Genomic DNA, 21208 nt, shown 5'->3' with positions numbered 1-21208 from the left:
TCTGGCTGCCACTAGAGCCCCCCGTCGCTCTAGAACCCAAGACCCCCAGCCAGACGCAACCATCCGAACCCCCCGGATAACTAAAACCATAGCCTTAAAAATTTCGCCCACAAAAAAGCCCCAGGTCTTTCAACCTGGGGCTTTTTCATCTGTATCTGGTGCACCCGGCGGGATTCGAACCCACGACCCCTGCCTTCGGAGGGCAGTACTCTATCCAGCTGAGCTACGGATGCTTGTGCGGGCGACATCATACCCATGTCGCCCTGATGCGTCCATTCCAGCGTTTTCGGCGGTAACTGTCGGCCGTTTCCCACCAAAAATGGCTAATCGCCACTCTCATTCACAACTCCCCGCGCCGCACGTCCCTTTGTTTGCTTTGCTCTTGTGGCTTTAAACCGCTTCCAAGCCGCAATTCCCCAGGTGAACGCATGCATTCCAAAGGAACCGTGATGCTCGATCTCCCGTTGAGACAAACCCTGTTGGCCCGCTCCGATTTGTTTCGAGGTATGCCGGAGCACCTCTTGCGCTACGTTGCCACCCATATGGTGGAGCGCCTGCTGGATGATCGTGAACTGCTGTATTTCAAGGACGACAGCCTCGAATTTATTGCTTTGGTGGTTGAGGGCCGGATTTATTCGGTGGTGCATGGGCCGGACGGCCGGGAGCAGATTATCGGCAGTACCGGGGCCGGGCAGGTGGTGGGGGAGACGGCGTTGATCAAGGATCATGGGCGCGAGTCTTCCACCTTTGCCAGTGGCCCCACGCGGCTGTTGCAACTGGGTAGCCGGCATTTTGGTGTGCTGTTTGAGGAGCCGGTGTTTTTGCGGCGCTTGTTGATGCTGATGATGCTGCGCTTGCTGCATGCCATCGAGTTGCTGGAGTTGGTGTGCCTGCATCGGTTGGAGTCGCGGTTGGCGCGGTTTCTGTTGGCCAACCTGGGCGATATCGACCTGGCGCTGGCCATGCCGAGTGTCTCTTTGCCCGCCAGCCAGGGGGTGTTGGCGTCGATGCTTAACACCAGCCGTCCCAAACTCAATGTGCAGCTGCAATTGTGGCGCCGCAGTGGGCTGATCAGCGGCAATCTGGAGCGCATGGTGATCAACGATCTCGAGCATTTGCGGCGCAAGGCCTTTGCCTTGAATTAGTCGTTGCAGTGTTCCGCAGGTAACAGCGCACCCCTGTCCCGCGCTTGCAGACTGGCCCTTCATCAAGGATGCACAGGAGTGCTGGCGATGGGGATGACTGTTCAGTTCAAGGATCAATGGGCCGCCGATGACCGTTTGTTCGAAGCGAGTTGGCGCGCCGTGCAGGGCGAACTCAAGCGGCGCGCGTTGCGGCGGGCCAAGGGCAATCTGGATCAGGGCCAGGAATGGTTGTCGGCCACGGCGATCAAGGCCCTGCTGTTCTTTCGGCGCTCGCCGGAGCGCATTCGCGACCCTCAGGGGTTTCTGTTTCTGGTACTCGACCATGTGTTTCTCGACAGCTTGCGACGCAGCAAGCGCGAGGAGCGGTTGCTCGATGATTCGGTGGACCTCGAGCACGATCACCTGGCCGCACTCGCCGCGCCCTGCGCTTCGGTGCTGGAACGGGTGGAGTGTTACGAGCGCCTCGAGCTGATCGAGGCGCAGGTGGCGCGGTTGCCGGTGTTGCAGCAGCGCTTGTTTGAGATGCGCTTTGTGGATGACCTGCCGTATCCGCAGATCGCTGCCGCGTTGCAGGTCACGCTGCCACTTGTGCGCAAGCGTGTGCAACTGCTGCGCAACGCCTTGCGCTGAATTTGATTCACACACGCCGGCGCGGGGCGTTCTAGTTGTATGAGCGCGTCCTGCCGCCACTACCCACGCCCAACCCTGGGTGAATGCCATCAAGGAGAGATGTATGACAGAGGTCAACAGCCAGATCACCGACGCGGTCACCCAAACCAACGTCAAAGTGGTGGCAGAAGCGCCGGCCCAGGCCATCGCGTCGCTGTATCAGGTGGCGAGCAGTGCGGCGGGCCTGTCGTTACAGAACGCGGTCAACAGCCAACAGGCGATGAACCAGATTTCGAATGCGGTGATCTCCAAGGCCGTGGCGCTGATCATGCAGATTGGCGAGAAGGGCTAAGCCCTCGGGAGATCGATTATGTCGTGGTTCAGTAGAAAGAAACCCGCCGCCCCGCAAGCAACGCCCGCCGCCGACCCACCTGCGCCGGCGCCCGCCGCACCGGCCTCGCGCTCGATCATGGCGCGCATGAACGAGCACCTGCTCAACCAGGCGAGCACGCCGTCGCCCGACAGCACCGCGGCCCTCAACAGCCAGATCGTGCAGGCGGTGCAGTTCACCAACTCGCAGAACTTTGCCTATGCGCCGGCGCAGATTGCGGTGCCGGCCGACATGATGATCAGCCAGGCGGCCGGCCTGGTGGCGCAGGCGGCGGCGGGGTATTTCGACGGGGTCAGCAAGATCGCCCTGGCGGCCCAGGCCGTGCTGCTCCAGCAAATGACCGAGAACATCGTCAAGGACAACCTGCCGGCCGCTGCCGAAGACGCCTTGGGCGCCTTGGCCACCGACTTGCTGGTGGGCGCCGCTGCCGCCGTGGCCGCCGCCGCGGGTGCCATGGAAGCCGAAGCCGCCAGCGTGGCCATCGACAAGATCGACCAGAGCATCGCCAAGTACGCCGACACCTTGGCCAACCGGGCTGCGCCAGCGGCCTGAACCGAGCACAACGTTCCAGGGTTCTTCTGGAACGGTGCAACAGCAACTTGAAAGCAACTTTTCTTAAGTGAGGAGCGACATCATGCAGCCTGGAGATATTATTTTTTCGGTGAAGCAAGAAGATGACAGCGCGACGCGCGCGTTCATTCGTGCGGGCCAGTTGGTCAAGGCCAAAGTGTTTTCCCAGGACACGACGTTCCTGAATGTGGTTCATCCGGCGATTGCGGTGAGCGACACCCAGGTGATTGAAAGCGTGGGTGAGGGGCTGTCTCTGACTGACCTCAGCCTTGAAAAGCCTCCGCGTTCGGCGATGGTCTTCTCTTGCATGAGCAGTGAGTTGGGCGAAGCGGCAGTCGTGGCGGCCAAGCAGTTCTATTTCGACAAGATCAGCGGCGATATCCGTGGCCGTTACAGCGTGTGGAACGCGATGATTTCTGCATTCCGGCGCTGGACCTCCAACACCAGCCTGGTCGAGCGAATCAACGAGTCGGTGGCGATTGGCAGCAGCTCGTTCTGTTCCCAGTTCGCAGCCAACTGCTATGAAGTGGGCAACCTCTATAACTCGGCCAACCTGCTGCCGCCGCCGCCGGCGATTTTCGGCAACCAACCCAGTGCCATTACCCCTGCGGAGTTGGCGACGTTCTGTGATGCCTCGGCGTATTTCTACTTCTCGGGCTTCTGGCAGGACAACGTCGAGGTGCGACTTTAGCGGCCCTTCAGCCAGCAACGTAGTGCCCAAGGAGGCCGTCATGGCTCACCCAGCCACACCCTCAGTGCTGTCCAGCGATGATCGCCTGCGCCTGGAAGCGATGCTGCGCAACCCGCAGATCTTCGCCGGAACGCCCCAGGCCATCGTCGACGAAACCCTCAAGCGCGCCAGCCAGGTGCTTGAGCAGTCCAAGGCCAATGAGCAAGCGCTCAAGGCTGCCGCCGAGCAGCGTGAGGCGGCGCTACGCCAAGTGTTGGACGGCGCGGCCCCGGACAAGGACGCGCAACGCAAGGAAGTGCAGGCCCTGATCCAGGGTTTGATTACGCAGATTGAAGCGGCGCTGGGCCCAACTGCGAAACCTTGAGCTCGCGCGTTTCACAGCGCCTGTTTGGCAACGTTCATTCATGAACACGGAATGCACCGTGTACCCCTATAAGGAAATTGATCATGGCATTTGTTAACGAGCAAATTACCGACGCGGTCACCCAGACCAACGTCAAAGTGGTGGCCGAATCGCCGGCGATGGCGATGAGCACTATCTATCAATCCATGGCGCAGGCCACGGCGATTCTGTTCCAGAACGCTGTGTCGGCCCAACAGCAGCAAAACACCCTGGCCCAGGCGGCCACCAACCAGGGCGTCATGCAGATCTACAGCGTCGATACCACCGCCGGTGCGGCGGCCACCGAAAAAGTCGCCCAAGGCGGCGTCTCGGATAACCTCACCAGCCTGTTGACTGTGCTCAAGTCCTTCCAGCCTTAAGCACTCAGCGATAACGGATGTTGTTCTTTCTCACACCAGGAGTTTCAACCATGAGCACAGTCAGCCCGCAAATCACCGATGCCGTCACCCAGACCAACGTCAAGGTCGTTGCCGAATCGCCAGCGATGGCCATGAGCACGATCTATCAATCCATGGGCCAGGCCACGGCGATCCTGTTCCAGAACTCGGTCTCGGCCCAACAGCAACAAAACACCCTGGCCCAGGCCGCCACCAACCAAGGCGTGATGCAGATCTACAGCGTCGACACCACCGCTGGCGCTGCGGCCACCGAAAAAGTCGCCCAAGGTGGCGTGGCCGACAACTTGACCAGCCTGTTGGCCGTGCTCAAGTCGTTCCAACCGTAAGTTGCAAGGCCCAACAGCCCCGGCGCCCACAAGGCACCGGGGCTGTTGTCGTTTGTGCGCTTGATCTGAAAGATGCATCAAATGCGCCGTTTTCGTTCTTTTTTTCGAACAGACTATTGCCCTGTACCCCCATTGATCCTAGGATTCGTTTGAGATTTCAAACGCTCTGTCTCCCGTGCGCTATTTCACTTATCTCGCGTGCTGGGGCTGATTTCCCTGACGGCAGCCCACAAGGCGCCTTTCAACAACTCTAATTCGCTCCGCGTGCGCGCGGTGCTGTTAAGGAAAGCCGACATGCAGCTCAAAGATACCCAGTTGTTCCGCCAACAAGCCTTTATCGATGGCGCTTGGGTCGATGCGGACAACGGTCAAACCATCAAGGTCAACAACCCGGCCACGGGCGAAATTCTCGGCACCGTGCCGAAGATGGGCGCGGCTGAAACCCGCCGCGCCATCGAAGCCGCCGACAAGGCCCTGCCGGCCTGGCGTGCACTCACCGCCAAGGACCGCGCCAACAAGCTGCGTCGCTGGTTTGAGCTGATCATCGAGAACCAGGACGACCTGGCGCGCCTGATGACCCTGGAGCAGGGCAAGCCGCTGGCCGAAGCCAAAGGCGAAATCGTCTACGCCGCTTCGTTTATCGAGTGGTTTGCCGAAGAGGCCAAGCGCATCTACGGTGATGTGATTCCTGGCCACCAGCCGGACAAGCGCCTGATCGTGATCAAACAACCGATCGGCGTTACCGCGGCCATCACGCCGTGGAACTTCCCGGCCGCGATGATCACCCGTAAAGCCGGCCCAGCGCTGGCCGCCGGTTGCACCATGGTGCTCAAGCCGGCTTCGCAAACCCCGTACTCGGCGTTCGCCCTGGCTGAACTGGCCCAGCGCGCGGGCATTCCAAAAGGCGTGTTCAGCGTGGTTTCCGGCAGCGCCGGTGATATCGGCAGCGAGCTGACCAGCAACCCGATCGTGCGTAAGTTGTCCTTCACCGGCTCCACCGAAATCGGTCGCCAGCTGATGGCCGAATGCGCCAAGGACATCAAGAAAGTCTCGCTGGAGCTGGGCGGCAACGCGCCGTTTATCGTGTTCGACGACGCCGACCTCGATAAGGCCGTCGAAGGCGCGATCATCTCCAAGTACCGCAACAACGGCCAGACCTGCGTGTGTGCCAACCGCCTGTACATTCAGGATTCGGTGTACGACGCGTTCGCCGAAAAACTCAAAGTGGCCGTGGCCAAACTCAAGATCGGTAACGGTCTGGAAGAAGGCACCACCACTGGCCCGCTGATCGACGAAAAAGCCGTGGCCAAGGTTCAGGAGCACATCGCTGATGCCCTGAGCAAAGGCGCCAAGCTGTTGGCCGGTGGCAAGGTGATGGAAGGCAACTTCTTTGAGCCGACCATTCTGGTCAACGTGCCCAAAGACGCTGCTGTTGCCAAGGAAGAAACCTTCGGCCCACTGGCGCCGCTGTTCCGTTTCAAAGACGAAGCCGAAGTGATCGCGATGTCCAATGACACCGAGTTCGGCCTGGCTTCCTACTTCTACGCCCGCGATCTGGGCCGTGTGTTCCGTGTGGCCGAAGCCCTGGAATACGGCATGGTTGGCGTCAACACCGGGTTGATCTCCAACGAAGTGGCGCCGTTCGGCGGCATCAAGGCTTCGGGCCTGGGCCGTGAAGGCTCCAAGTACGGGATCGAGGATTACCTGGAAATCAAATACCTCTGCCTGGGCATCTAAGCTCGGCACGGGATTGCAGCAAACGCAGAGGGCACGAGAGCGCTGACCCTTTGCGTGTTTGAAGACGTTATTCGTAGTGGCCGGGAAAGCTGTGGCAGTCGATCATCGCATGCTGCCGTAGTTGCCTCCCCGCCACGTATTCCTTGGACCACGCCACCCGATGAGTGGCGAATGAGGACTTTATGAGCAAGACCAACGCATCCCTGATGAAACGCCGCGAAGCCGCTGTACCGCGCGGTGTTGGCCAGATTCACCCGATCTTCGCCGAATCCGCGAAGAACGCCACCGTGACCGACGTTGAAGGTCGCGAGTTCATCGACTTCGCCGGCGGTATCGCCGTGCTGAACACCGGCCACGTGCACCCGAAAATCATCGCCGCCGTGACCGAGCAACTGAACAAGCTGACTCACACCTGCTTCCAGGTGCTGGCTTACGAGCCTTACGTGGAGCTGTGCGAAAAGATCAACGCCAAGGTGCCAGGTGATTTCGCCAAGAAAACCCTGCTGGTCACCACCGGTTCCGAAGCGGTCGAAAACGCCGTGAAAATCGCCCGCGCCGCCACTGGCCGTGCTGGCGTAATTGCCTTCACTGGCGCTTACCACGGCCGCACCATGATGACCTTGGGCCTCACTGGTAAAGTCGTGCCGTACTCGGCCGGCATGGGCCTGATGCCAGGCGGGGTGTTCCGCGCACTGTTCCCGAACGAACTGCACGGCGTGAGCGATGACGATGCCATCGCCAGCATCGAACGCATCTTCAAAAACGATGCCGAGCCGCGTGACATCGCTGCGATCATCATCGAGCCGGTGCAGGGCGAAGGCGGTTTCTACGTCGCGCCTAAATCCTTCATGAAGCGCCTGCGCGAACTGTGCGACAAGCACGGCATCCTGCTGATCGCCGACGAAGTGCAAACCGGTGCCGGGCGTACCGGTACGTTCTTCGCCATGGAACAGATGGGCGTGGCTGCCGACCTGACCACCTTCGCCAAATCCATCGCTGGCGGCTTCCCGCTGGCCGGTGTGTGCGGCAAGGCTGAATACATGGACGCCATTGCGCCAGGCGGCCTGGGCGGCACTTATGCCGGTAGCCCGATTGCTTGCGCTGCTGCGCTGGCGGTGATGGAAGTGTTCGAAGAAGAGCACCTGCTGGACCGCTGCAAGGCGGTTGGCGAGCGCTTGGTGACGGGCCTCAAAGCCATTCAAGCCAAGTACCCGGTGATCGGCGAAGTGCGTGCCCTGGGCGCGATGATCGCGGTTGAGCTGTTCGAAGATGGCGACAGCCACAAGCCAAACGCCGCTGCCGTAGCTTCCGTGGTGGCCAAGGCGCGTGACAAGGGCCTGATCCTGCTGTCTTGCGGCACTTACGGCAACGTGTTGCGCGTACTGGTCCCGCTGACCTCGCCGGACGAGCAGTTGGACAAAGGCTTGGCGATCATCGAAGAGTGCTTCTCCGAGCTGTAAGCGGAGGCTGACTTGATCGACAGAAAAAACCCGCCTCGGCGGGTTTTTTTGTGCCCGCTGCAGCACATTCAGGCCATGTTCATTGTACGCAGGCGGCGTGATTGTCTAAGGTGCAAGTATTGCCGATGGAGCGTGCTGGATGACTGCTGTTGATTTACCCGCTGTACCCCGCGTGTTAATTGCCGAGGCGGACCCTTGGTCGCGGGACCTGCTCAAGCAAGTGTTGTTGAATGTGCGCTGCGACGCGCGACTGGATGTGTGTGCCGATGGCCAGGAAGCGGCCACGCTGTTGCGAGACAAAACCTACGACCTGATCCTGGCGGATTGGGAACTGCCGGGCGTCGATGGCCTGAGCCTGCTGCGCAGCGTGCGCCAGAAGCGCCGTTCGCTGCCGTTTATTCTGCTGAGCAGTCGCAATGACAGCGCCAGCGTGCGCGAAGCCTTGCCCCTGGCGCCCACGGCGTATCTGACCAAACCCCTGAACATGGAAGGCCTGACCCAGCGCCTGCAAGACCTGCTGCTCGATGAAGGCGAAAGTGTGTATTGCGAGATACCGCCGCTGGCGCCCGGTATGGCCTTGCCAGTGTTCCTGGAACGCCGCCGCGACGTCTGTGATGGCGCGCCGCTGCGGGTCGATGTGAAAGCCGCCGTGCAACACAGCCTGGCGCCGGACGGCCTGGACCTCAAGCAACTGGAAGATCAGGTAAAAACCGACCCGCAAATCACCGCTGTGCTGATCGCCGCCGCCAACAGCGCCGGCCATCACGGCACGCCGGTGCAGACCCTGGCCGCTGCACTGCAAAAGCTCGCCGCCGGGCAGAGCATGAACCTGATCCTGGGCCTGGCGCTCAAGCACAACGTGGTGCTGGGTGACCCGGCGTTGGTGGCCTACGCCGAGCGCCACTGGCAGTTGTCCCAGGACACCGCCGACTACGGCCGCCGCCTGGCGCGCATGCTGGAACTGGACCACGAACGTTGCTACTGCGCGGGCATTCTGCATCGGCTGGGTGACTTGGCCTTGTTACGCTGCCTGGAAGACTGGCGCCTGGGTGGCGGGGCGCTGGATGACGAGGCAATCGGTGAGTCCCTCGACACCTTTGGCGCCGCCTATGGCTCGGCGTTGCGCACGCGCTGGCGCTTGCCGCTGGAGTTGCGGCAGTTGATTGCGGCGACCTATTCACTCGAGGGCGGGGTGTATTCGCGCGACGCGCTGGTGGTGAACCTGGCGGCGCAAATGGCGCGTCTGACCGAGCATGAAGGGTTGGAAGCGCTGGCCAAGAGCAAGACGGCCAGGTTACTCAAGGTGGGCTTGTCGGAGCTGACGCGGGTGCGCAAAACCTAGCGGGCAACGAAGTTCAGGTCTGGGAGCGGGCTTGTGTGGGAGCCGGGCTTGCCCGCGATAGCATCAACGCGGTACCCCTGATAGACCGAGGTGCCGGCATCGCAGGCAAGCCAGCTCCCACACAAGCCAGCTCCCAACCAGGCCGGTTCCCATTGCTTGATCGAGTTCTAGCCCTCTATGACGCGGTTTTTGCCTTGGCGCTTGGCCTCGTACATGGCGGCATCGGCCCGTGCGAACAGGCTGTCCAGGGTTGAGTCGTCTTCACGCAGGTTGGCCAGGCCTTGGCTGACGGTCACGGTAAACTCCCGGCCTTCATAGCTGAAACTCAGGGCCTGGATTTCCTTGCCGAGCCGTTCGGCTACCTGCAACGCCATGTGCGGCGCACAGCCAGGCAGTACCGCAGCGAACTCTTCGCCGCCAATGCGCCCGAACAGGTCGCCACGGCGCAGCACGCCGCGACCGCTCTCGGCGATACGCCGCAGCACCTGGTCGCCTTCCAGGTGGCCGTAGCTGTCGTTGACGTCTTTGAAGTCATCGATGTCCAGCAGCAGGAACGCCAGCGGGGCGCTTTGGGCGCAGGCGCTGTCGAACGCCTGGTTGGCGCACTCGAAAAAGTGCCTGCGGTTGCTGCTTTGGGTCAGCACATCAGTGGTGGCGAGTCGGTGCAGCTCCAACTCCATGTGCTTTTTTTCGGTGATGTCTTCGGCCATGCCGACCACAATCACCGGCTTGCCGGGTTCGACCTGTTGGTTGATGTAGCACTTGTCGCTCAACCAGCGAATCTGACCGTCGGCGGTGATAATGCGGTACTCGCGGTCCTCCACGGCGCCGTCTTCCATCACGCGGGCCAGGCTGTGTTCGGCGTAGTCGAGGTCTTCGGGGTGAATGCTGTTACGCCATTCGCGGTAGTCGGCGAGCAGTAAACCGGCGGATCGGCCAAACACCCGATCGTAGGCCGGGCTCACGTACAACACACGCCGGGTTTCCCAATCGATGGCCCACAGCACGGCATTCACGCTGACCAACAGCGAACTGAGCAGTTGTTCACGCTCACTCAGCCGTTCGACTTCACCTTGGGCATGCATCAGCGCCAGCAGGGTGGCCGCCGCAGCCGGGCGTGGGTGCTCAGCGACGGGCGCATCGGTTGAATAAGGCTTTTCGGGAACCATCGGCACAACTCTCTCTGGGCTCGCCGCAGGATGGAGCAGCGGTCAGTGCAAGGGCCACCATGATGGCGAAGTGTTCCTTGAGAGAGGGGATTTGCGGTGAAGTTCCGTGAACGGGCTGACTAAGAAATGGCGTCAGAAACCAGTATGCAGAGCGCGGGCTTACTGTGGCGAGCAGGCTTGCCCCGCGTTGGGGCGCGCAGCGGCCCCAATAAAAACACCGCGTTCTGCCAGGCAGGGCGCGGTGTTTGGTTTCAGGGCTGCTTCGCAGCCCAACGCAGGGCAAGCCTGCTCGCCACAGCAAGCCCGCTCACCACGAGACCGTGTCAGACCGCTGCAGGGCGCAGCGAGTAGGTCTTCAGTTGGTGGGCAAAATCGCGCAGGGACTGAATACCGCTGGCCTCAGCCTCGTGCACCCATTCCTTGATCGCGGCCAGCATGTCGTGGCCATTGGTGCTGGTCTTCAGCCAGATCTGCTGCAGCGCCAGGCGCTTCTCGTAGATCACGGTCAGCGCGTGGCTGTGTTCGAGCATGCTCTGGATGCGCACGTGGTGGCGGTCATCCAGCAGGCTGGTTTCACGTGACAACAGGCGCTTGGCGCGGTGGAACTGGTGGCGTACCGAATGATCGACCTTTTCCAGCTCCTGCTTGACCAGTGGGCCAATCACCAACTTGCGGTACTGGGCCATGATCTGGAAGCGGTTGTTGAGGATCGCCATGGCGGTGTCCATGTCCAGGTGGCCTTTGCCTTCCACGCGATGGGCGATCGGCGCGACGCGCTGCACCTTGGCCAGGCGCAGGAAGCTGAACACTTTGATCCACGCCCAACCCAGGTCGAACTCCCACTTCTTCACCGACAGCTTGGCCGAGTTCGGGTAAGTGTGGTGGTTGTTGTGCAGCTCTTCGCCGCCAACAATGATGCCCCACGGCACCAGGTTGGTGGCGGCGTCACGGCACTCAAAGTTGCGATAACCGACCGCATGGCCAAGGCCGTTGATGACGCCGGCGGCCCAGAACGGGATCCACATCATCTGGATCGCCCAGATGGTGATGCCAATGGTGCCGAACAGCAGCAGGTCGATGACCCCCATGATCGCCACGCCCAGCAGCGGGTAAGGCGTATAGATTTTGCGTTCGATCCAGTCGTCCGGGCAGTTTTTGCCGTAGATGCGCAGGGTCTCGGGGTTCTCGGCCTCGGCGCGGTACAGCTCGGCGCCTTTGCGCAGTACGGTGGACAAACCCTTGATGACCGGGCTGTGCGGGTCGTCGACGGTTTCGCACTTGGCGTGGTGCTTGCGGTGGATGGCGGTCCACTCGCGGGTGTTCTGCGCCGTGGTCAGCCACAGCCAGAAGCGGAAGAAGTGTTTCAGGCCGGCATTGAGCTCCAGGGAGCGATGGGCTGAATAACGGTGCAGATAGACCGTGACCCCAACAATGGTCACGTGGGTCATCAACAGCGTGACTGCCACCAGTTGCCAGGCTGACAGGTCAAGAAAACCGTTGTACCACATAGGCTGTATGGCCCTCAGATAAAGAAAAAAACAGCTCACGCATTATCACTAAGCCTACAGAGAAAACCAGCCGCCCTTTCAGATAGGAGTGACTGGATGTTTCTTATTCTATAATCCGCAGCGTTTGTAGGGCGATTTTGTTTTTTGGGTAAGGATTACTGACCATATGCTGTTTTCGTACCGAGGTGCCCTGCGGGTGGGGCTGGTATACCTGCTGGTTTCCGTTGTGTGGCTCCAGCTCAGCAACCACCTATTGATCAACTTTCTCGATGACCCGAGGCAGTTAGGACGTTGGTTGCAGGCGCGCGGTTATGTGTGGGTGGCCCTCAGCGCGTTGGCCATTTACCTGATCTGTGCCCGTTTTGCCCGCACCCATCGATTGCAGCAACCCTTGAAAGAAAACCATGAACGCCTGCAACAGGCCGCCGCCGTGTTCGATTGCACCCGTGAAGGCGTGCTGGTCACCGACGCCCAGGGGCTGATCGTGCATGTGAACCGGGCCTTTATGGAGATCACCGGCTACAGCCGAGAGGACGTGATGGGCGAACGGCCGAGCCTGTTCAAGTCCGGACGCCATTCGTCGAATTTTTATCAACAGATGTTCCAGACCCTCGAACGCACCGGCGAGTGGAGCGGCGAAATCTGGAACCGGCGTAAAAGCGGTGAGATTTATCCACAGTGGCAAACCATCCGAGTTATCCACAATGACCAGGGCCAGGTCAGCCATTACGTCGCGGTGTTTTCCGACATCAGCGCCATCAAGGACTCCGAGCACGAACTGGCGCACCTGGCCCACCACGACCCGCTCACCGACTTGCCCAACCGCCTGCTCTTTACTGACCGCGCCGAGCAGGCGCTGGCCTCGGCGCAAGTGCACAAACGCGGCTGCGCGTTGCTGTTGATGGACCTGGACCACTTCAAGATCATCAACGACAGCCTCGGCCATAATGTCGGTGACCAGCTGCTCAAGGCCGTTGGCGAGCGGTTAAAGGGCCTGTTCGGCCCCGGCGTGACCCTGGCGCGCCTCGGTGGCGATGAGTTCGCCGTGCTGGCCGAAAGTTGTCCACAGGTGGTGCAGGCTGCCGCGCTGGCACAACGCATGCTCGATGCGATGAAAGAGCCGTTTGTGTTCGACGGCAACCAGTTGTTTATCAGCGCCAGCATCGGCATCAGTCTGTTTCCCAGTGATGCCCTGAGCGCCGAACAACTGCTGCGCAATGCCGACTCCGCGCTGTTCAAAGCCAAGAGCGCCGGCCGCGAAGGTTATGCGCTGTACACCGAAGAACTGACGGCCCACGCCCAGCACCGCGTGGAAATCGCCAGCGAACTGCGCCGCGCCCTCGATCAGCAAGAGCTGCGTGTGTACTACCAGCCCGTGCACGACCTGCAAGACAGCCGCCTGGTCGGCGTCGAAGCCCTGGTGCGCTGGCAACACCCTGAGCGCGGCCTGGTGCCGCCGGGTGAATTTATCCCGATTGCCGAGCGCACCGGGCTGATTGCCGATATCGATGCCTGGGTGATGGACCAGGCCTGCCGCCAGATGGGCCAATGGCTGGCCGATGGCGCGCCGTTGAGCTTTATTGCGGTGAATGTCTCCAGCCGTTTGTTTGCCCGGCGTGAACTGTATGAGCAAGTCGCCCAGGTGCTGCACACCACCGGCCTTGACCCGGCTTATCTGGAGCTTGAGGTCACCGAAAGCGCTGTGATGGAAGACCCCGAAGTCGCCCTTGAGCAATTGCACCGCCTGCGCGAGCTGGGCCTGCGCCTGGCGATCGACGACTTTGGTACCGGTTATTCGTCATTGCTGCGCCTCAAGCGCTTGCCGGTGCAGAAGCTCAAGATCGACCAGGGTTTTGTCGCCGGCTTGCCGTGGGATGAAGACGACGCGGCGATTGTGCGCGTGGTGATCGCGTTGGCAAAAAGCATGGGCATGCAGGTGCATGCTGAAGGCATTGAGCAGGTGGAGCAGGCAAGGTTCTTGTTGGCGCAGGAATGTGATCTGGGCCAAGGGTACTGGTTTGGCCGGCCGGTGCCAGCGCAAGAAATGGATTGGGCCAGGGCACCCTCTATCCGCATGTGAAATGCAGGCCAATGTGGGAGCCGGGCTTGCCCGCGATGAGGCAGTATCAGTCGAAACATCAGTGCCTGACACACCGCCATCGCGGGCAAGCCCGGCTCCCACAGGGTTTAGCGGTGCTTGGGTAGCAGTATTTTCCAGGCCAAAACCTTCGCAACCCCACGTCCTGTCAGAAAATTCTTTCTGGTTATATAAACATTCTTAAATAGTATTTTTAAGAATATCCGCGCTTATCTACTATCGCCCTCACGCCGCAAGCAGTGCCGCCACTGCCAGGCACTATTCATTTCAGGAGCGAGACCATGAGCGCATCTCTACGTAGCGTCGACGGCCAGGACGAAGCAGCCATTTTGCGTGAGATCCAGAGCGCCTTGCGCGACCTGCGGTTTGGCGCGGTGGAAATCACTGTGCACAACGCCCAAGTGGTACAGATCGAACGCAAGGAAAAATTCCGTTTGCAGAACCCCGGTAACAAACCGAGCTAAGCAACAACGGCGATTCGCATGCTAGACCCGCAACTATAAGAAAAAGCCAACACCCAAGAATTATCAGGAGCTTCTATGTCGTCGATTCGCCGTTACGCCCTGGCCGCACTGGCCAGCGCCGTGTTTGCCGGTTCCGCCGTTGCCAAGGACTACGAGTTGCTCAACGTCTCGTATGACCCGACCCGTGAGCTGTACCAGGACTACAACGCTGAATTCACCAGCTACTGGAAACAGTCCCACCCTGGCGACAACGTGAAGATCCAGCAATCCCACGGTGGCTCGGGCAAGCAAGGCCGTGCGGTGATCGACGGCTTGCGCGCCGACGTAGTGACCCTGGCCCTGGCTGGCGACATCGATGAAATCGCCAAACTGGGCAAGACCCTGCCGGAAAACTGGCAAACCCGCCTGCCGGATGCGAGCACTCCGTACACCTCGACCATCGTGTTCCTGGTGCGCAAGGGCAACCCTAAAGGCATCAAGGACTGGGGCGACCTGATCAAGAAAGACGTTTCCGTTATCACGCCTAACCCGAAAACCTCCGGCGGTGCGCGCTGGAACTTCCTCGCCGCGTGGGCCTACGGCCTTAAATCCGGCGGCAGCGAAGCCAAGGCCCAGGAATACGTAAAAGAGCTGTTCAAGCACGTGCCGATCCTCGACACCGGCGCTCGCGGTTCGACCATCACCTTCGTCAACAACGGTCAGGGTGACGTGTTGCTGGCGTGGGAAAACGAGGCGTTCCTGGCACTCAAGGAAGACGGCGGCGCCGACAAGTTCGATATCGTCGTGCCGTCCCTGTCGATCCTCGCGGAGCCGCCAGTGGCCGTGGTCGACAAAAACGCCGAGAAAAAGGGCAATACCGAGATCGCCACCGAATACCTCAAGCACCTGTACAGCCCGGCTGGCCAGGAGATTGCGGCGAAGAACTTCTACCGCCCACGCGATGCAAAAGTGGCCGCCAAATACGCCCAGCAGTTCCCGAAACTGGACCTGGTGACTATCGACAAAGACTTCGGTGGCTGGAAAACTGCCCAACCGAAATTCTTTAACGACGGTGGCGTGTTCGACCAGATCTACACGGCGCAGTAAGCCAAATTAAACTGTAAGAGCCTGATTTTCTGTAGGCGCTGGGCTTCTGTGGGAGCTGGCTTGCCTGCGATAGCATCACCGCGGTGTGTCTGACACACCGAGGTGCCTGCATCGCGGGCAAGCCCGGCTCCCACAGTAAAATCAGGTCCCGCAGAGAGTGCGCTCCTACAGTGGTGTTTACCCTTTAACCAAGGACTCTTATGTCGCGTCGTATTTCCCCCGTCATACCCGGCTTCGGGCTGACGCTGGGCTACACCGTGGTGTACCTCAGCCTGATCGTACTCATCCCCCTGGCGGCGATGTTTGTACATGCCGCTCAACTCACTTGGGATCAGTTCTGGGCCATCATTACCGCACCGCGTGTGCTGGCGGCGTTAAAACTGAGCTTCGGCACCGCGTTCGTCGCGGCGATCATCAACGGCGTGATCGGCACACTGCTGGCCTGGGTGCTGGTGCGTTACACCTTCCCTGGCCGCAAGGTCATCGATGCGATGATCGACTTGCCGTTTGCCCTGCCCACCGCAGTGGCCGGTATTGCCCTCACTGCGCTGTACGCACCGGCAGGCCTGGTCGGGCAATTCGCAACCGACCTGGGCTTTAAAATCGCCTACACCCCAGTCGGCATCACCCTTGCTTTGACCTTCGTCACCTTGCCCTTCGTGGTGCGCACGGTGCAGCCGGTGCTGGCCGATATCCCGCGTGAAATCGAAGAAGCCGCCGCCTGCCTGGGCGCCAAGCCCTTGCAGGTGTTCCGCTACATCCTCGTACCCGCATTGCTGCCCGCCTGGCTGACCGGCTTCGCGCTGGCCTTCGCCCGTGGCGTGGGTGAGTACGGTTCGGTGATCTTCATCGCCGGCAACATGCCGATGAAAACCGAGATTCTGCCGTTGCTGATCATGGTCAAACTCGACCAATACGACTACACCGGCGCCACCGCCATCGGCGTGATGATGCTGGTGGTTTCCTTCGTCCTGCTGCTGCTGATCAACTTGCTGCAGCGGCGCATCGAAACCCCATAAGGAGGCGCGGAACATGTCCCAATCGTCTATTTCCGCCGCGTCCTCGGCCAACGCTGCCCGTCGTGGCAGCGCGGTGTCGCGTCGCATCCTGATCACACTTGGCTGGCTGGTGTTCGCGCTGTTTCTGCTGCTGCCGCTGTTTATCGTGGTGTCCCAGGGTTTGAAGAATGGCCTCGGCGCGTTCTTCACGGCGATCCTTGAGCCGGACGCGCTGTCGGCGCTCAAGCTCACGGTGATCGCCGTGGTGATTTCGGTGCCGCTCAACCTGGTGTTCGGCGTCAGCGCCGCGTGGTGTGTGAGCAAGTACTCGTTCCGTGGCAAGAGCATTCTGGTCACGCTGATCGACCTGCCGTTCTCGGTGTCGCCGGTGATCGCGGGCCTGGTCTACGTGCTGATGTTCGGTGCCCAGGGCTTCTTCGGCCCGTGGCTGCAAGACCATGACATCCAGATCGTGTTCGCCTTGCCGGGCATTGTGCTGGCGACCATCTTCGTGACGGTGCCGTTCGTGGCCCGTGAACTGATCCCGTTGATGCAGGAGCAGGGCACCCAGGAAGAAGAAGCCGCACGCCTGTTGGGCGCCAATGGCTGGCAGATGTTCTGGCATGTGACCGTGCCGAACATCAAGTGGGGCCTGATCTACGGCGTAGTGCTGTGTACCGCGCGGGCGATGGGTGAATTCGGCGCGGTGTCGGTGGTGTCCGGCCACATTCGCGGCGTGACCAACACCTTGCCGCTGCACGTCGAGATCCTCTACAACGAATACAACCATGTCGCCGCGTTTGCCGTCGCGAGCCTGTTGCTGATCCTGGCGCTCTTCATCCTGCTGCTCAAGCAGTGGAGCGAGAACCGTATCAACCGCCTGCGCAACAGCGCCGGTGAGGAATAAGTCATGTCGATCGAAGTCCGTAATGTCAGCAAGAACTTCAACGCCTTCAAGGCCCTTAACAGCATCAATCTGGACATCCAGAGTGGCGAGCTGGTGGCGTTGCTGGGCCCGTCCGGCTGCGGCAAGACCACCTTGCTGCGCATCATTGCAGGCCTGGAAACCCCGGACGCCGGCAGCATCGTGTTCCATGGCGAAGACGTGTCCGGCCACGACGTGCGTGATCGCAACGTCGGCTTTGTGTTCCAGCACTACGCGCTGTTCCGCCACATGACCGTGTTCGACAACGTTGCCTTCGGCCTGCGCATGAAGCCGAAAAACCAGCGCCCGAGCGAAAGCCAGATTGCGGTCAAAGTGCATGAACTGCTGAATATGGTGCAGCTTGATTGGCTGTCGGATCGCTACCCGGAACAACTCTCCGGTGGCCAGCGTCAGCGTATCGCCCTGGCGCGCGCCCTGGCGGTAGAACCCAAGGTGCTGCTGCTGGATGAACCCTTCGGTGCCCTCGACGCCAAGGTGCGTAAAGAGCTGCGCCGCTGGCTGGCGCGCCTGCACGAAGATATCAACCTCACCTCGGTGTTCGTGACCCACGACCAGGAAGAGGCCATGGAAGTCGCCGACCGTATCGTGGTGATGAACAAGGGCGTGATCGAGCAGATCGGCTCACCGGGCGAAGTCTACGAAAACCCGGCCAGCGATTTTGTGTATCACTTCCTCGGTGATTCCAACCGTCTGCACTTGGGCGAAGACAAGCACGTGCTGTTCCGCCCGCATGAAGTGTCGCTGTCGCGCCATGAGCTGGAAGATCACCACGCGGCGCAAGTGCGCGATATTCGCCCGCTCGGCGCCACCACACGGGTGACGCTCAAGGTCGAAGGCCAAAGCGAGCTGATCGAGGCCGAAGTGGTCAAAGACCACGACAGCCTGACCGGATTGGCGCGTGGCGAGACCTTGTTCTTCAAGCCCAAGGTCTGGCAAAAAGCCTGACCCTCAGATCGTTCACTCTGCGTGGGAACGATCATGTGGGAGCTGGCTTGCCTGCGATAGCATCACTACGGTGTGACTGATACACCGAGGTGCCTGTATCGCAGGCAAGCCAGCTCCCATATTCAGACCTTGCTTGGCTTCAGATCGCGGCGTTCTACCGGGCCGGACCGCGCCTCAATCTGCTCTTTAAGTTCCTGCCGCAACCCCAGCAAAAACGCCAGCTCCGCCACCACAAACAATGGCCCCACAATCAATCCCGACACATCATCCACAAACGCCGGCTTCCTGCCTTCGTAATAGTGCCCGACAAACTGAATCACCCAGCCCACCACAAACATACCGATGCCGCTGCTCAGCCATACCAGCGTGCTCTGTGCCGCCAGCGCATGCCCGGCCCATACCGACAAGCCCATCAACAGCGTCATCAGCAGGCCCAGCGCCAGTTCCAGGCGCAAGTAGAACCATGCCGAAAACAGCGCGAGTAGCACTGCCGGAGATATCCACAGGCTGCCGATTGCCCACTCAGGGCGCGACAGCAGCACCGCCACGGCGACCACAATCAACGGGATGCCGATAAAGTGGCTGGCGATATTGCGCGGGTCGCGGTGGTAGGCGGCGTATTGGCTGAGGTGGTCGACGAGGCTTTTCATTGTTGTTCCTCCTGTAGGATGCTTGATCATGCCCTGTCCGCCTGTGACTGACTGTCAGCTGGGCGACAATCTTCGGAGTGCTCATGGACACAGAGAAATGGCGTACTCGCTTGGCCTCTGGCCACTGGTTCAGCCACCTGCCTGAGCCTTTTCAGCATAGCCTGCTGGCCCACGCCCGGCAGCGGCAACTGGCGGCGGGGCAGTACCTGTTCAAGCGTGGCGACCCACCCTGTGGCCTGTACGCGGTGCTCGACGGTGCCTTGCGCATCAGCGCGGTGAATGAACACGGCAAGGAAGCACTGTTGAGCCTGGTGGAATCACCCTTCTGGTTGGGTGAGATTTGCCTGTTCGACGGCCTGCCACGCACCCACGACGCCTGCGCCGTCGGGCCGTGCACGCTGCTGCAGGTGCCACAGCAGGCGTTGCTCAGTATCCTCAATGAAAGCCCGCAGTACTGGCGCGACCTGGCGTTGTTGATGAGCCAGAAGCTGCGCCTGAGTTTTATCAATATCGAGCAACTGAGCCTGATGCCGGCGTCGGTGCGCCTGGCCCATCGTCTGTTGATGATCGTCGAGGGTTACGGCGAGGCCGAGTCTTCAAAAAGCGTGCTGCAACTGCCCCAGGAAGACCTGGCCGCTATGTTGAGCCTGTCACGCCAGACCACCAACGCCTTGCTCAAGGACCTGCAGGCCCAAGGCATCGTGCGCCTGGGCTACGGCGAGATCGAAATCCTCGACGCCCGGCGACTGCGTGAGGCGGCGCACACCTGAGGGTGTTAGCCTGCAAGCCTGATTAATCGAGGTGTGTTATGCGCGTGCTGTTAGTGGAACATGAATCCGAAGAGGCACAGCGGATGGCCCAGGGCTTGAACGAGGCCAGTTACAGCGTCGAAGTCGCGGCCAATGGCATGGCGGCGTTGCGTTTCGTGGAAAGCACCGAGTACGACCTGGTGATCCTGGATGTGATGCTGCCGGGCCTGAATGCCTGGAAGTTGCAGCAGGCGATTCGGTTAAAGGGTGAGACACCCGTGCTGTTCCTGACCACGCCCGGTGGCATTGAAGACCGCTTGCGTGGGTTGGAACTGCATGAGGATGATTATTTGCTCAAGCCGTTTGATGCCAAGGTGCTGGTGGCGCGGGTGAAAAAACTCTTGCGGCGTGGTCGCTGAGCCACCGCTATCGCAGGCAAGCCAGCTCCCACAGTTGGAATGCATTGCCCTGTGGGAGCCGGGCTTGCCCGCGATGAGGCCCTACCTAACGCAACCCATCGCGAAACTGCCCCGGCGTCATCCCCGTCCAGCGCTTGAACGCTCGGCTGAAACTGCTGGTATCGGCAAACCCAAGCAAATAACTGATCTCGGCCAATGAGCAGTGCGGATCGCGCAGGTGCAGCAGCGCCAGGTTCTCGCGGCACTCATTGAGCAACGCATCAAACCGACAGCCTTCATCCGCCAAATGCCGCTGCAAGCTGCGCAAGCTCAGGTGCAACGCCTGGGCGATGCGCTCGGCACTCGGCTCGCCCTCCGGCAATTGTTCCTCGATCGCCCTGCGCACCTTGCGTTCCCAGGTCAGCGGTTGCAGCTGGGCCAGGGTGCGCTTGAGCACGGTTTCATTGTGCTCGGCCAACTCGGGGTTGGCGTCGTCCAGGTGGCTGTCGAAGTCCTGGGCGGAAAATTCAAGTCGGTCTTCCTCGGCATCGAAGAACACCGGTGCGCGAAACACCGTGTGCCAGGGTTTTGGATCCACCGGTTCCGGCCGCCGCAGGTACACCGCCAACGGCGCGTAGTCACGGCCCAGGCGATTACGGCAGGTGCGCACATAGATCGCTGCAAACGCATCAATCGCTTCCGGCGCCGGTGCCGGACTGTCCGCAGGTTGCAGCAGACGAAAGCGGTAACGCTCACCCTCTCGGCTAAGCTCCAGCGTCAGGGCATCGCTGACCACTTGGTGATACCGCACGATGCGCTCGAACACCTCACGCAAGCTGCCGCTGGCCACCAGCGCATAACCCAGCGCATGAAAGGTGGTCGGGCTCACAAACCGCGACACGCGCAAGCCGATCGCCGGGTCGCCACTGGCCTGCACTGCCAGCGCCCACAGGCGTGTGGTGGCCGACAGCGGGTAGCGTGCGTTGGGGTCGTCCATCTGCTGCGGGTCGAGCCCGGCCTCGATGCACAGCGCGGCGCTGTCCAGGTTGAGGGCGTCGAGCTGCTTGCGCAGGGCGCGGGTCCAACTGGCGAGAGACGTGGGTTCAGTCATGGTGATTGGCGCTT

Annotated in this window: 23 protein-coding genes and 1 tRNA gene; 19 read left to right on the top strand and 5 right to left on the bottom strand. The window is 60.8% G+C overall.

The genetic code is table 11. From position 1 onward, the window contains the following. Nucleotides 1-156: 156 nt before the first annotated feature. Nucleotides 157-233 (bottom strand) — tRNA-Arg (locus HBO41_RS14545). Between the two features lie 195 nt (nt 234-428). On the opposite strand from HBO41_RS14545, the gene HBO41_RS14540 reads away from it, so the two are divergent. The 11 genes from HBO41_RS14540 to HBO41_RS14490 all read left to right on the top strand — a co-directional run bounded on the left by HBO41_RS14540 (nt 429) and on the right by HBO41_RS14490 (nt 9072). Beyond that, nucleotides 429-1145, top strand: a complete 717-nt coding sequence (locus HBO41_RS14540) for a Crp/Fnr family transcriptional regulator (RefSeq protein ID WP_032865579.1) — start codon at nt 429-431, stop codon at nt 1143-1145. Nucleotides 1146-1232: 87 nt separating this feature from the next. After that, on the top strand, nt 1233-1775 hold the full coding sequence (locus HBO41_RS14535; RefSeq protein WP_017136685.1) for an RNA polymerase sigma factor: 543 nt from the start codon (nt 1233-1235) through the stop codon (nt 1773-1775). 103 nt (nt 1776-1878) lie between these two features. Further along, nucleotides 1879-2106 carry a RebB family R body protein gene (locus HBO41_RS14530; RefSeq protein WP_003187543.1) on the top strand — a complete coding sequence of 76 codons (228 nt, stop codon included), beginning with the start codon at nt 1879-1881 and terminating at the stop codon, nt 2104-2106. 18 nt (nt 2107-2124) lie between these two features. Further along, nucleotides 2125-2697, top strand: a complete 573-nt coding sequence (locus HBO41_RS14525; RefSeq protein ID WP_099549556.1) for a hypothetical protein — start codon at nt 2125-2127, stop codon at nt 2695-2697. An 82-nt stretch (nt 2698-2779) separates the two neighbouring features. Beyond that, nucleotides 2780-3406 carry a hypothetical protein gene (locus tag HBO41_RS14520; protein WP_169986711.1) on the top strand — a complete coding sequence of 209 codons (627 nt, stop codon included), beginning with the start codon at nt 2780-2782 and terminating at the stop codon, nt 3404-3406. A gap of 40 nt (nt 3407-3446) precedes the next feature. Then, nucleotides 3447-3770: a hypothetical protein gene (locus tag HBO41_RS14515; RefSeq protein WP_138451229.1), complete on the top strand. Its 324-nt coding sequence runs from the start codon at nt 3447-3449 to the stop codon at nt 3768-3770. Nucleotides 3771-3853: 83 nt separating this feature from the next. Next, on the top strand, nt 3854-4168 hold the full coding sequence (locus tag HBO41_RS14510; protein ID WP_005783676.1) for a RebB family R body protein: 315 nt from the start codon (nt 3854-3856) through the stop codon (nt 4166-4168). 50 nt (nt 4169-4218) lie between these two features. Further along, nucleotides 4219-4533: a RebB family R body protein gene (locus HBO41_RS14505; RefSeq protein WP_003187551.1), complete on the top strand. Its 315-nt coding sequence runs from the start codon at nt 4219-4221 to the stop codon at nt 4531-4533. 294 nt (nt 4534-4827) lie between these two features. After that, nucleotides 4828-6270, top strand: a complete 1443-nt coding sequence (gene gabD / locus HBO41_RS14500; RefSeq protein ID WP_169986709.1) for an NADP-dependent succinate-semialdehyde dehydrogenase — start codon at nt 4828-4830, stop codon at nt 6268-6270. Nucleotides 6271-6452: 182 nt separating this feature from the next. Beyond that, a complete protein-coding gene (gene gabT, locus HBO41_RS14495) occupies nt 6453-7730 on the top strand; it encodes a 4-aminobutyrate--2-oxoglutarate transaminase (protein WP_012721619.1) in 1278 nt (425 codons plus the stop codon). A 139-nt stretch (nt 7731-7869) separates the two neighbouring features. After that, entirely contained in the window at nt 7870-9072 is a 1203-nt protein-coding gene (locus HBO41_RS14490; protein WP_099549553.1) for an HDOD domain-containing protein, read from the top strand. Nucleotides 9073-9239: 167 nt separating this feature from the next. Here the strand turns inward: HBO41_RS14490 and HBO41_RS14485 are convergent, their stop codons facing one another. Together HBO41_RS14485 and desA are read right to left on the bottom strand one after the other, a co-directional pair. Beyond that, entirely contained in the window at nt 9240-10241 is a 1002-nt protein-coding gene (locus HBO41_RS14485; protein WP_099549552.1) for a sensor domain-containing diguanylate cyclase, read from the bottom strand. A 323-nt stretch (nt 10242-10564) separates the two neighbouring features. Then, entirely contained in the window at nt 10565-11749 is a 1185-nt protein-coding gene (gene desA, locus HBO41_RS14480) for a delta-9 fatty acid desaturase DesA (RefSeq protein WP_017136693.1), read from the bottom strand. Nucleotides 11750-11915: 166 nt separating this feature from the next. Between desA and dibA the strand changes: the two genes are divergently transcribed. From dibA to HBO41_RS14450, 6 genes are all read left to right on the top strand, one after another. Beyond that, nucleotides 11916-13829, top strand: coding sequence for a phosphodiesterase DibA (gene dibA, locus HBO41_RS14475; protein WP_169986707.1), 1914 nt, complete (start codon nt 11916-11918; stop codon nt 13827-13829). Between the two features lie 299 nt (nt 13830-14128). Next, nucleotides 14129-14311: a sulfur starvation response protein OscA gene (gene oscA / locus HBO41_RS14470; protein WP_003170956.1), complete on the top strand. Its 183-nt coding sequence runs from the start codon at nt 14129-14131 to the stop codon at nt 14309-14311. A 75-nt stretch (nt 14312-14386) separates the two neighbouring features. Further along, a complete protein-coding gene (locus tag HBO41_RS14465) occupies nt 14387-15397 on the top strand; it encodes a sulfate ABC transporter substrate-binding protein (protein ID WP_003170959.1) in 1011 nt (336 codons plus the stop codon). A gap of 200 nt (nt 15398-15597) precedes the next feature. Then, on the top strand, nt 15598-16416 hold the full coding sequence (gene cysT, locus HBO41_RS14460) for a sulfate ABC transporter permease subunit CysT (protein ID WP_099549550.1): 819 nt from the start codon (nt 15598-15600) through the stop codon (nt 16414-16416). Between the two features lie 13 nt (nt 16417-16429). After that, on the top strand, nt 16430-17302 hold the full coding sequence (gene cysW / locus HBO41_RS14455; protein ID WP_017136696.1) for a sulfate ABC transporter permease subunit CysW: 873 nt from the start codon (nt 16430-16432) through the stop codon (nt 17300-17302). A gap of 3 nt (nt 17303-17305) precedes the next feature. Beyond that, nucleotides 17306-18286, top strand: a complete 981-nt coding sequence (locus tag HBO41_RS14450; protein ID WP_017136697.1) for a sulfate/molybdate ABC transporter ATP-binding protein — start codon at nt 17306-17308, stop codon at nt 18284-18286. Nucleotides 18287-18408: 122 nt separating this feature from the next. Here the strand turns inward: HBO41_RS14450 and HBO41_RS14445 are convergent, their stop codons facing one another. Beyond that, complete coding sequence (locus tag HBO41_RS14445; protein ID WP_017136698.1) at nt 18409-18936, bottom strand: DUF962 domain-containing protein; 528 nt, start codon at nt 18934-18936, stop codon at nt 18409-18411. Between the two features lie 83 nt (nt 18937-19019). Here HBO41_RS14445 and HBO41_RS14440 point away from each other — a divergent pair, with 83 nt between their 5' ends. Both HBO41_RS14440 and HBO41_RS14435 read left to right on the top strand, forming a co-directional pair. Continuing rightward, nucleotides 19020-19706, top strand: a complete 687-nt coding sequence (locus HBO41_RS14440) for a Crp/Fnr family transcriptional regulator (RefSeq protein ID WP_169986705.1) — start codon at nt 19020-19022, stop codon at nt 19704-19706. 38 nt (nt 19707-19744) lie between these two features. Further along, nucleotides 19745-20104: a response regulator gene (locus HBO41_RS14435; protein ID WP_017136700.1), complete on the top strand. Its 360-nt coding sequence runs from the start codon at nt 19745-19747 to the stop codon at nt 20102-20104. An 85-nt stretch (nt 20105-20189) separates the two neighbouring features. On the opposite strand, the gene HBO41_RS14430 is transcribed toward HBO41_RS14435, so the two are convergent. Continuing rightward, nucleotides 20190-21194 (bottom strand): AraC family transcriptional regulator, encoded by a 1005-nt coding sequence (locus tag HBO41_RS14430; protein WP_099549546.1) that lies wholly within the window; start codon nt 21192-21194, stop codon nt 20190-20192. Nucleotides 21195-21208: the final 14 nt, after the last annotated feature.

Origin of the sequence: Pseudomonas sp. WS 5146 (assembly GCF_012985495.1) — a bacterium.
Classification (GTDB): domain Bacteria; phylum Pseudomonadota; class Gammaproteobacteria; order Pseudomonadales; family Pseudomonadaceae; genus Aquipseudomonas; species Aquipseudomonas edaphica.
This window is presented reverse-complemented; position numbering and strand designations above follow the sequence as displayed.

Bases quoted from the DNA above. Each gene is read 5' to 3' on its own strand.
- HBO41_RS14540 (WP_032865579.1), top strand. From the start codon at position 429: ATGCATTCCAAAGGAACCGTGATGCTCGATCTCCCGTTGAGACAAACC.
- HBO41_RS14530 (WP_003187543.1), top strand. From the start codon at position 1,879: ATGACAGAGGTCAACAGCCAGATCACCGACGCGGTCACCCAAACCAAC.
- HBO41_RS14485 (WP_099549552.1), bottom strand. From the start codon at position 10,241: ATGGTTCCCGAAAAGCCTTATTCAACCGATGCGCCCGTCGCTGAGCAC.
- oscA (WP_003170956.1), top strand. From the start codon at position 14,129: ATGAGCGCATCTCTACGTAGCGTCGACGGCCAGGACGAAGCAGCCATT.
- HBO41_RS14505 (WP_003187551.1), top strand. From the start codon at position 4,219: ATGAGCACAGTCAGCCCGCAAATCACCGATGCCGTCACCCAGACCAAC.
- cysW (WP_017136696.1), top strand. From the start codon at position 16,430: ATGTCCCAATCGTCTATTTCCGCCGCGTCCTCGGCCAACGCTGCCCGT.
- gabT (WP_012721619.1), top strand. From the start codon at position 6,453: ATGAGCAAGACCAACGCATCCCTGATGAAACGCCGCGAAGCCGCTGTA.
- HBO41_RS14465 (WP_003170959.1), top strand. From the start codon at position 14,387: ATGTCGTCGATTCGCCGTTACGCCCTGGCCGCACTGGCCAGCGCCGTG.
- HBO41_RS14445 (WP_017136698.1), bottom strand. From the start codon at position 18,936: ATGAAAAGCCTCGTCGACCACCTCAGCCAATACGCCGCCTACCACCGC.
- HBO41_RS14535 (WP_017136685.1), top strand. From the start codon at position 1,233: ATGGGGATGACTGTTCAGTTCAAGGATCAATGGGCCGCCGATGACCGT.
- desA (WP_017136693.1), bottom strand. From the start codon at position 11,749: ATGTGGTACAACGGTTTTCTTGACCTGTCAGCCTGGCAACTGGTGGCA.
- HBO41_RS14450 (WP_017136697.1), top strand. From the start codon at position 17,306: ATGTCGATCGAAGTCCGTAATGTCAGCAAGAACTTCAACGCCTTCAAG.
- HBO41_RS14435 (WP_017136700.1), top strand. From the start codon at position 19,745: ATGCGCGTGCTGTTAGTGGAACATGAATCCGAAGAGGCACAGCGGATG.
- HBO41_RS14490 (WP_099549553.1), top strand. From the start codon at position 7,870: ATGACTGCTGTTGATTTACCCGCTGTACCCCGCGTGTTAATTGCCGAG.
- HBO41_RS14525 (WP_099549556.1), top strand. From the start codon at position 2,125: ATGTCGTGGTTCAGTAGAAAGAAACCCGCCGCCCCGCAAGCAACGCCC.
- HBO41_RS14440 (WP_169986705.1), top strand. From the start codon at position 19,020: ATGGACACAGAGAAATGGCGTACTCGCTTGGCCTCTGGCCACTGGTTC.
- HBO41_RS14515 (WP_138451229.1), top strand. From the start codon at position 3,447: ATGGCTCACCCAGCCACACCCTCAGTGCTGTCCAGCGATGATCGCCTG.
- dibA (WP_169986707.1), top strand. From the start codon at position 11,916: ATGCTGTTTTCGTACCGAGGTGCCCTGCGGGTGGGGCTGGTATACCTG.
- cysT (WP_099549550.1), top strand. From the start codon at position 15,598: ATGTCGCGTCGTATTTCCCCCGTCATACCCGGCTTCGGGCTGACGCTG.
- gabD (WP_169986709.1), top strand. From the start codon at position 4,828: ATGCAGCTCAAAGATACCCAGTTGTTCCGCCAACAAGCCTTTATCGAT.
- HBO41_RS14430 (WP_099549546.1), bottom strand. From the start codon at position 21,194: ATGACTGAACCCACGTCTCTCGCCAGTTGGACCCGCGCCCTGCGCAAG.
- HBO41_RS14520 (WP_169986711.1), top strand. From the start codon at position 2,780: ATGCAGCCTGGAGATATTATTTTTTCGGTGAAGCAAGAAGATGACAGC.
- HBO41_RS14510 (WP_005783676.1), top strand. From the start codon at position 3,854: ATGGCATTTGTTAACGAGCAAATTACCGACGCGGTCACCCAGACCAAC.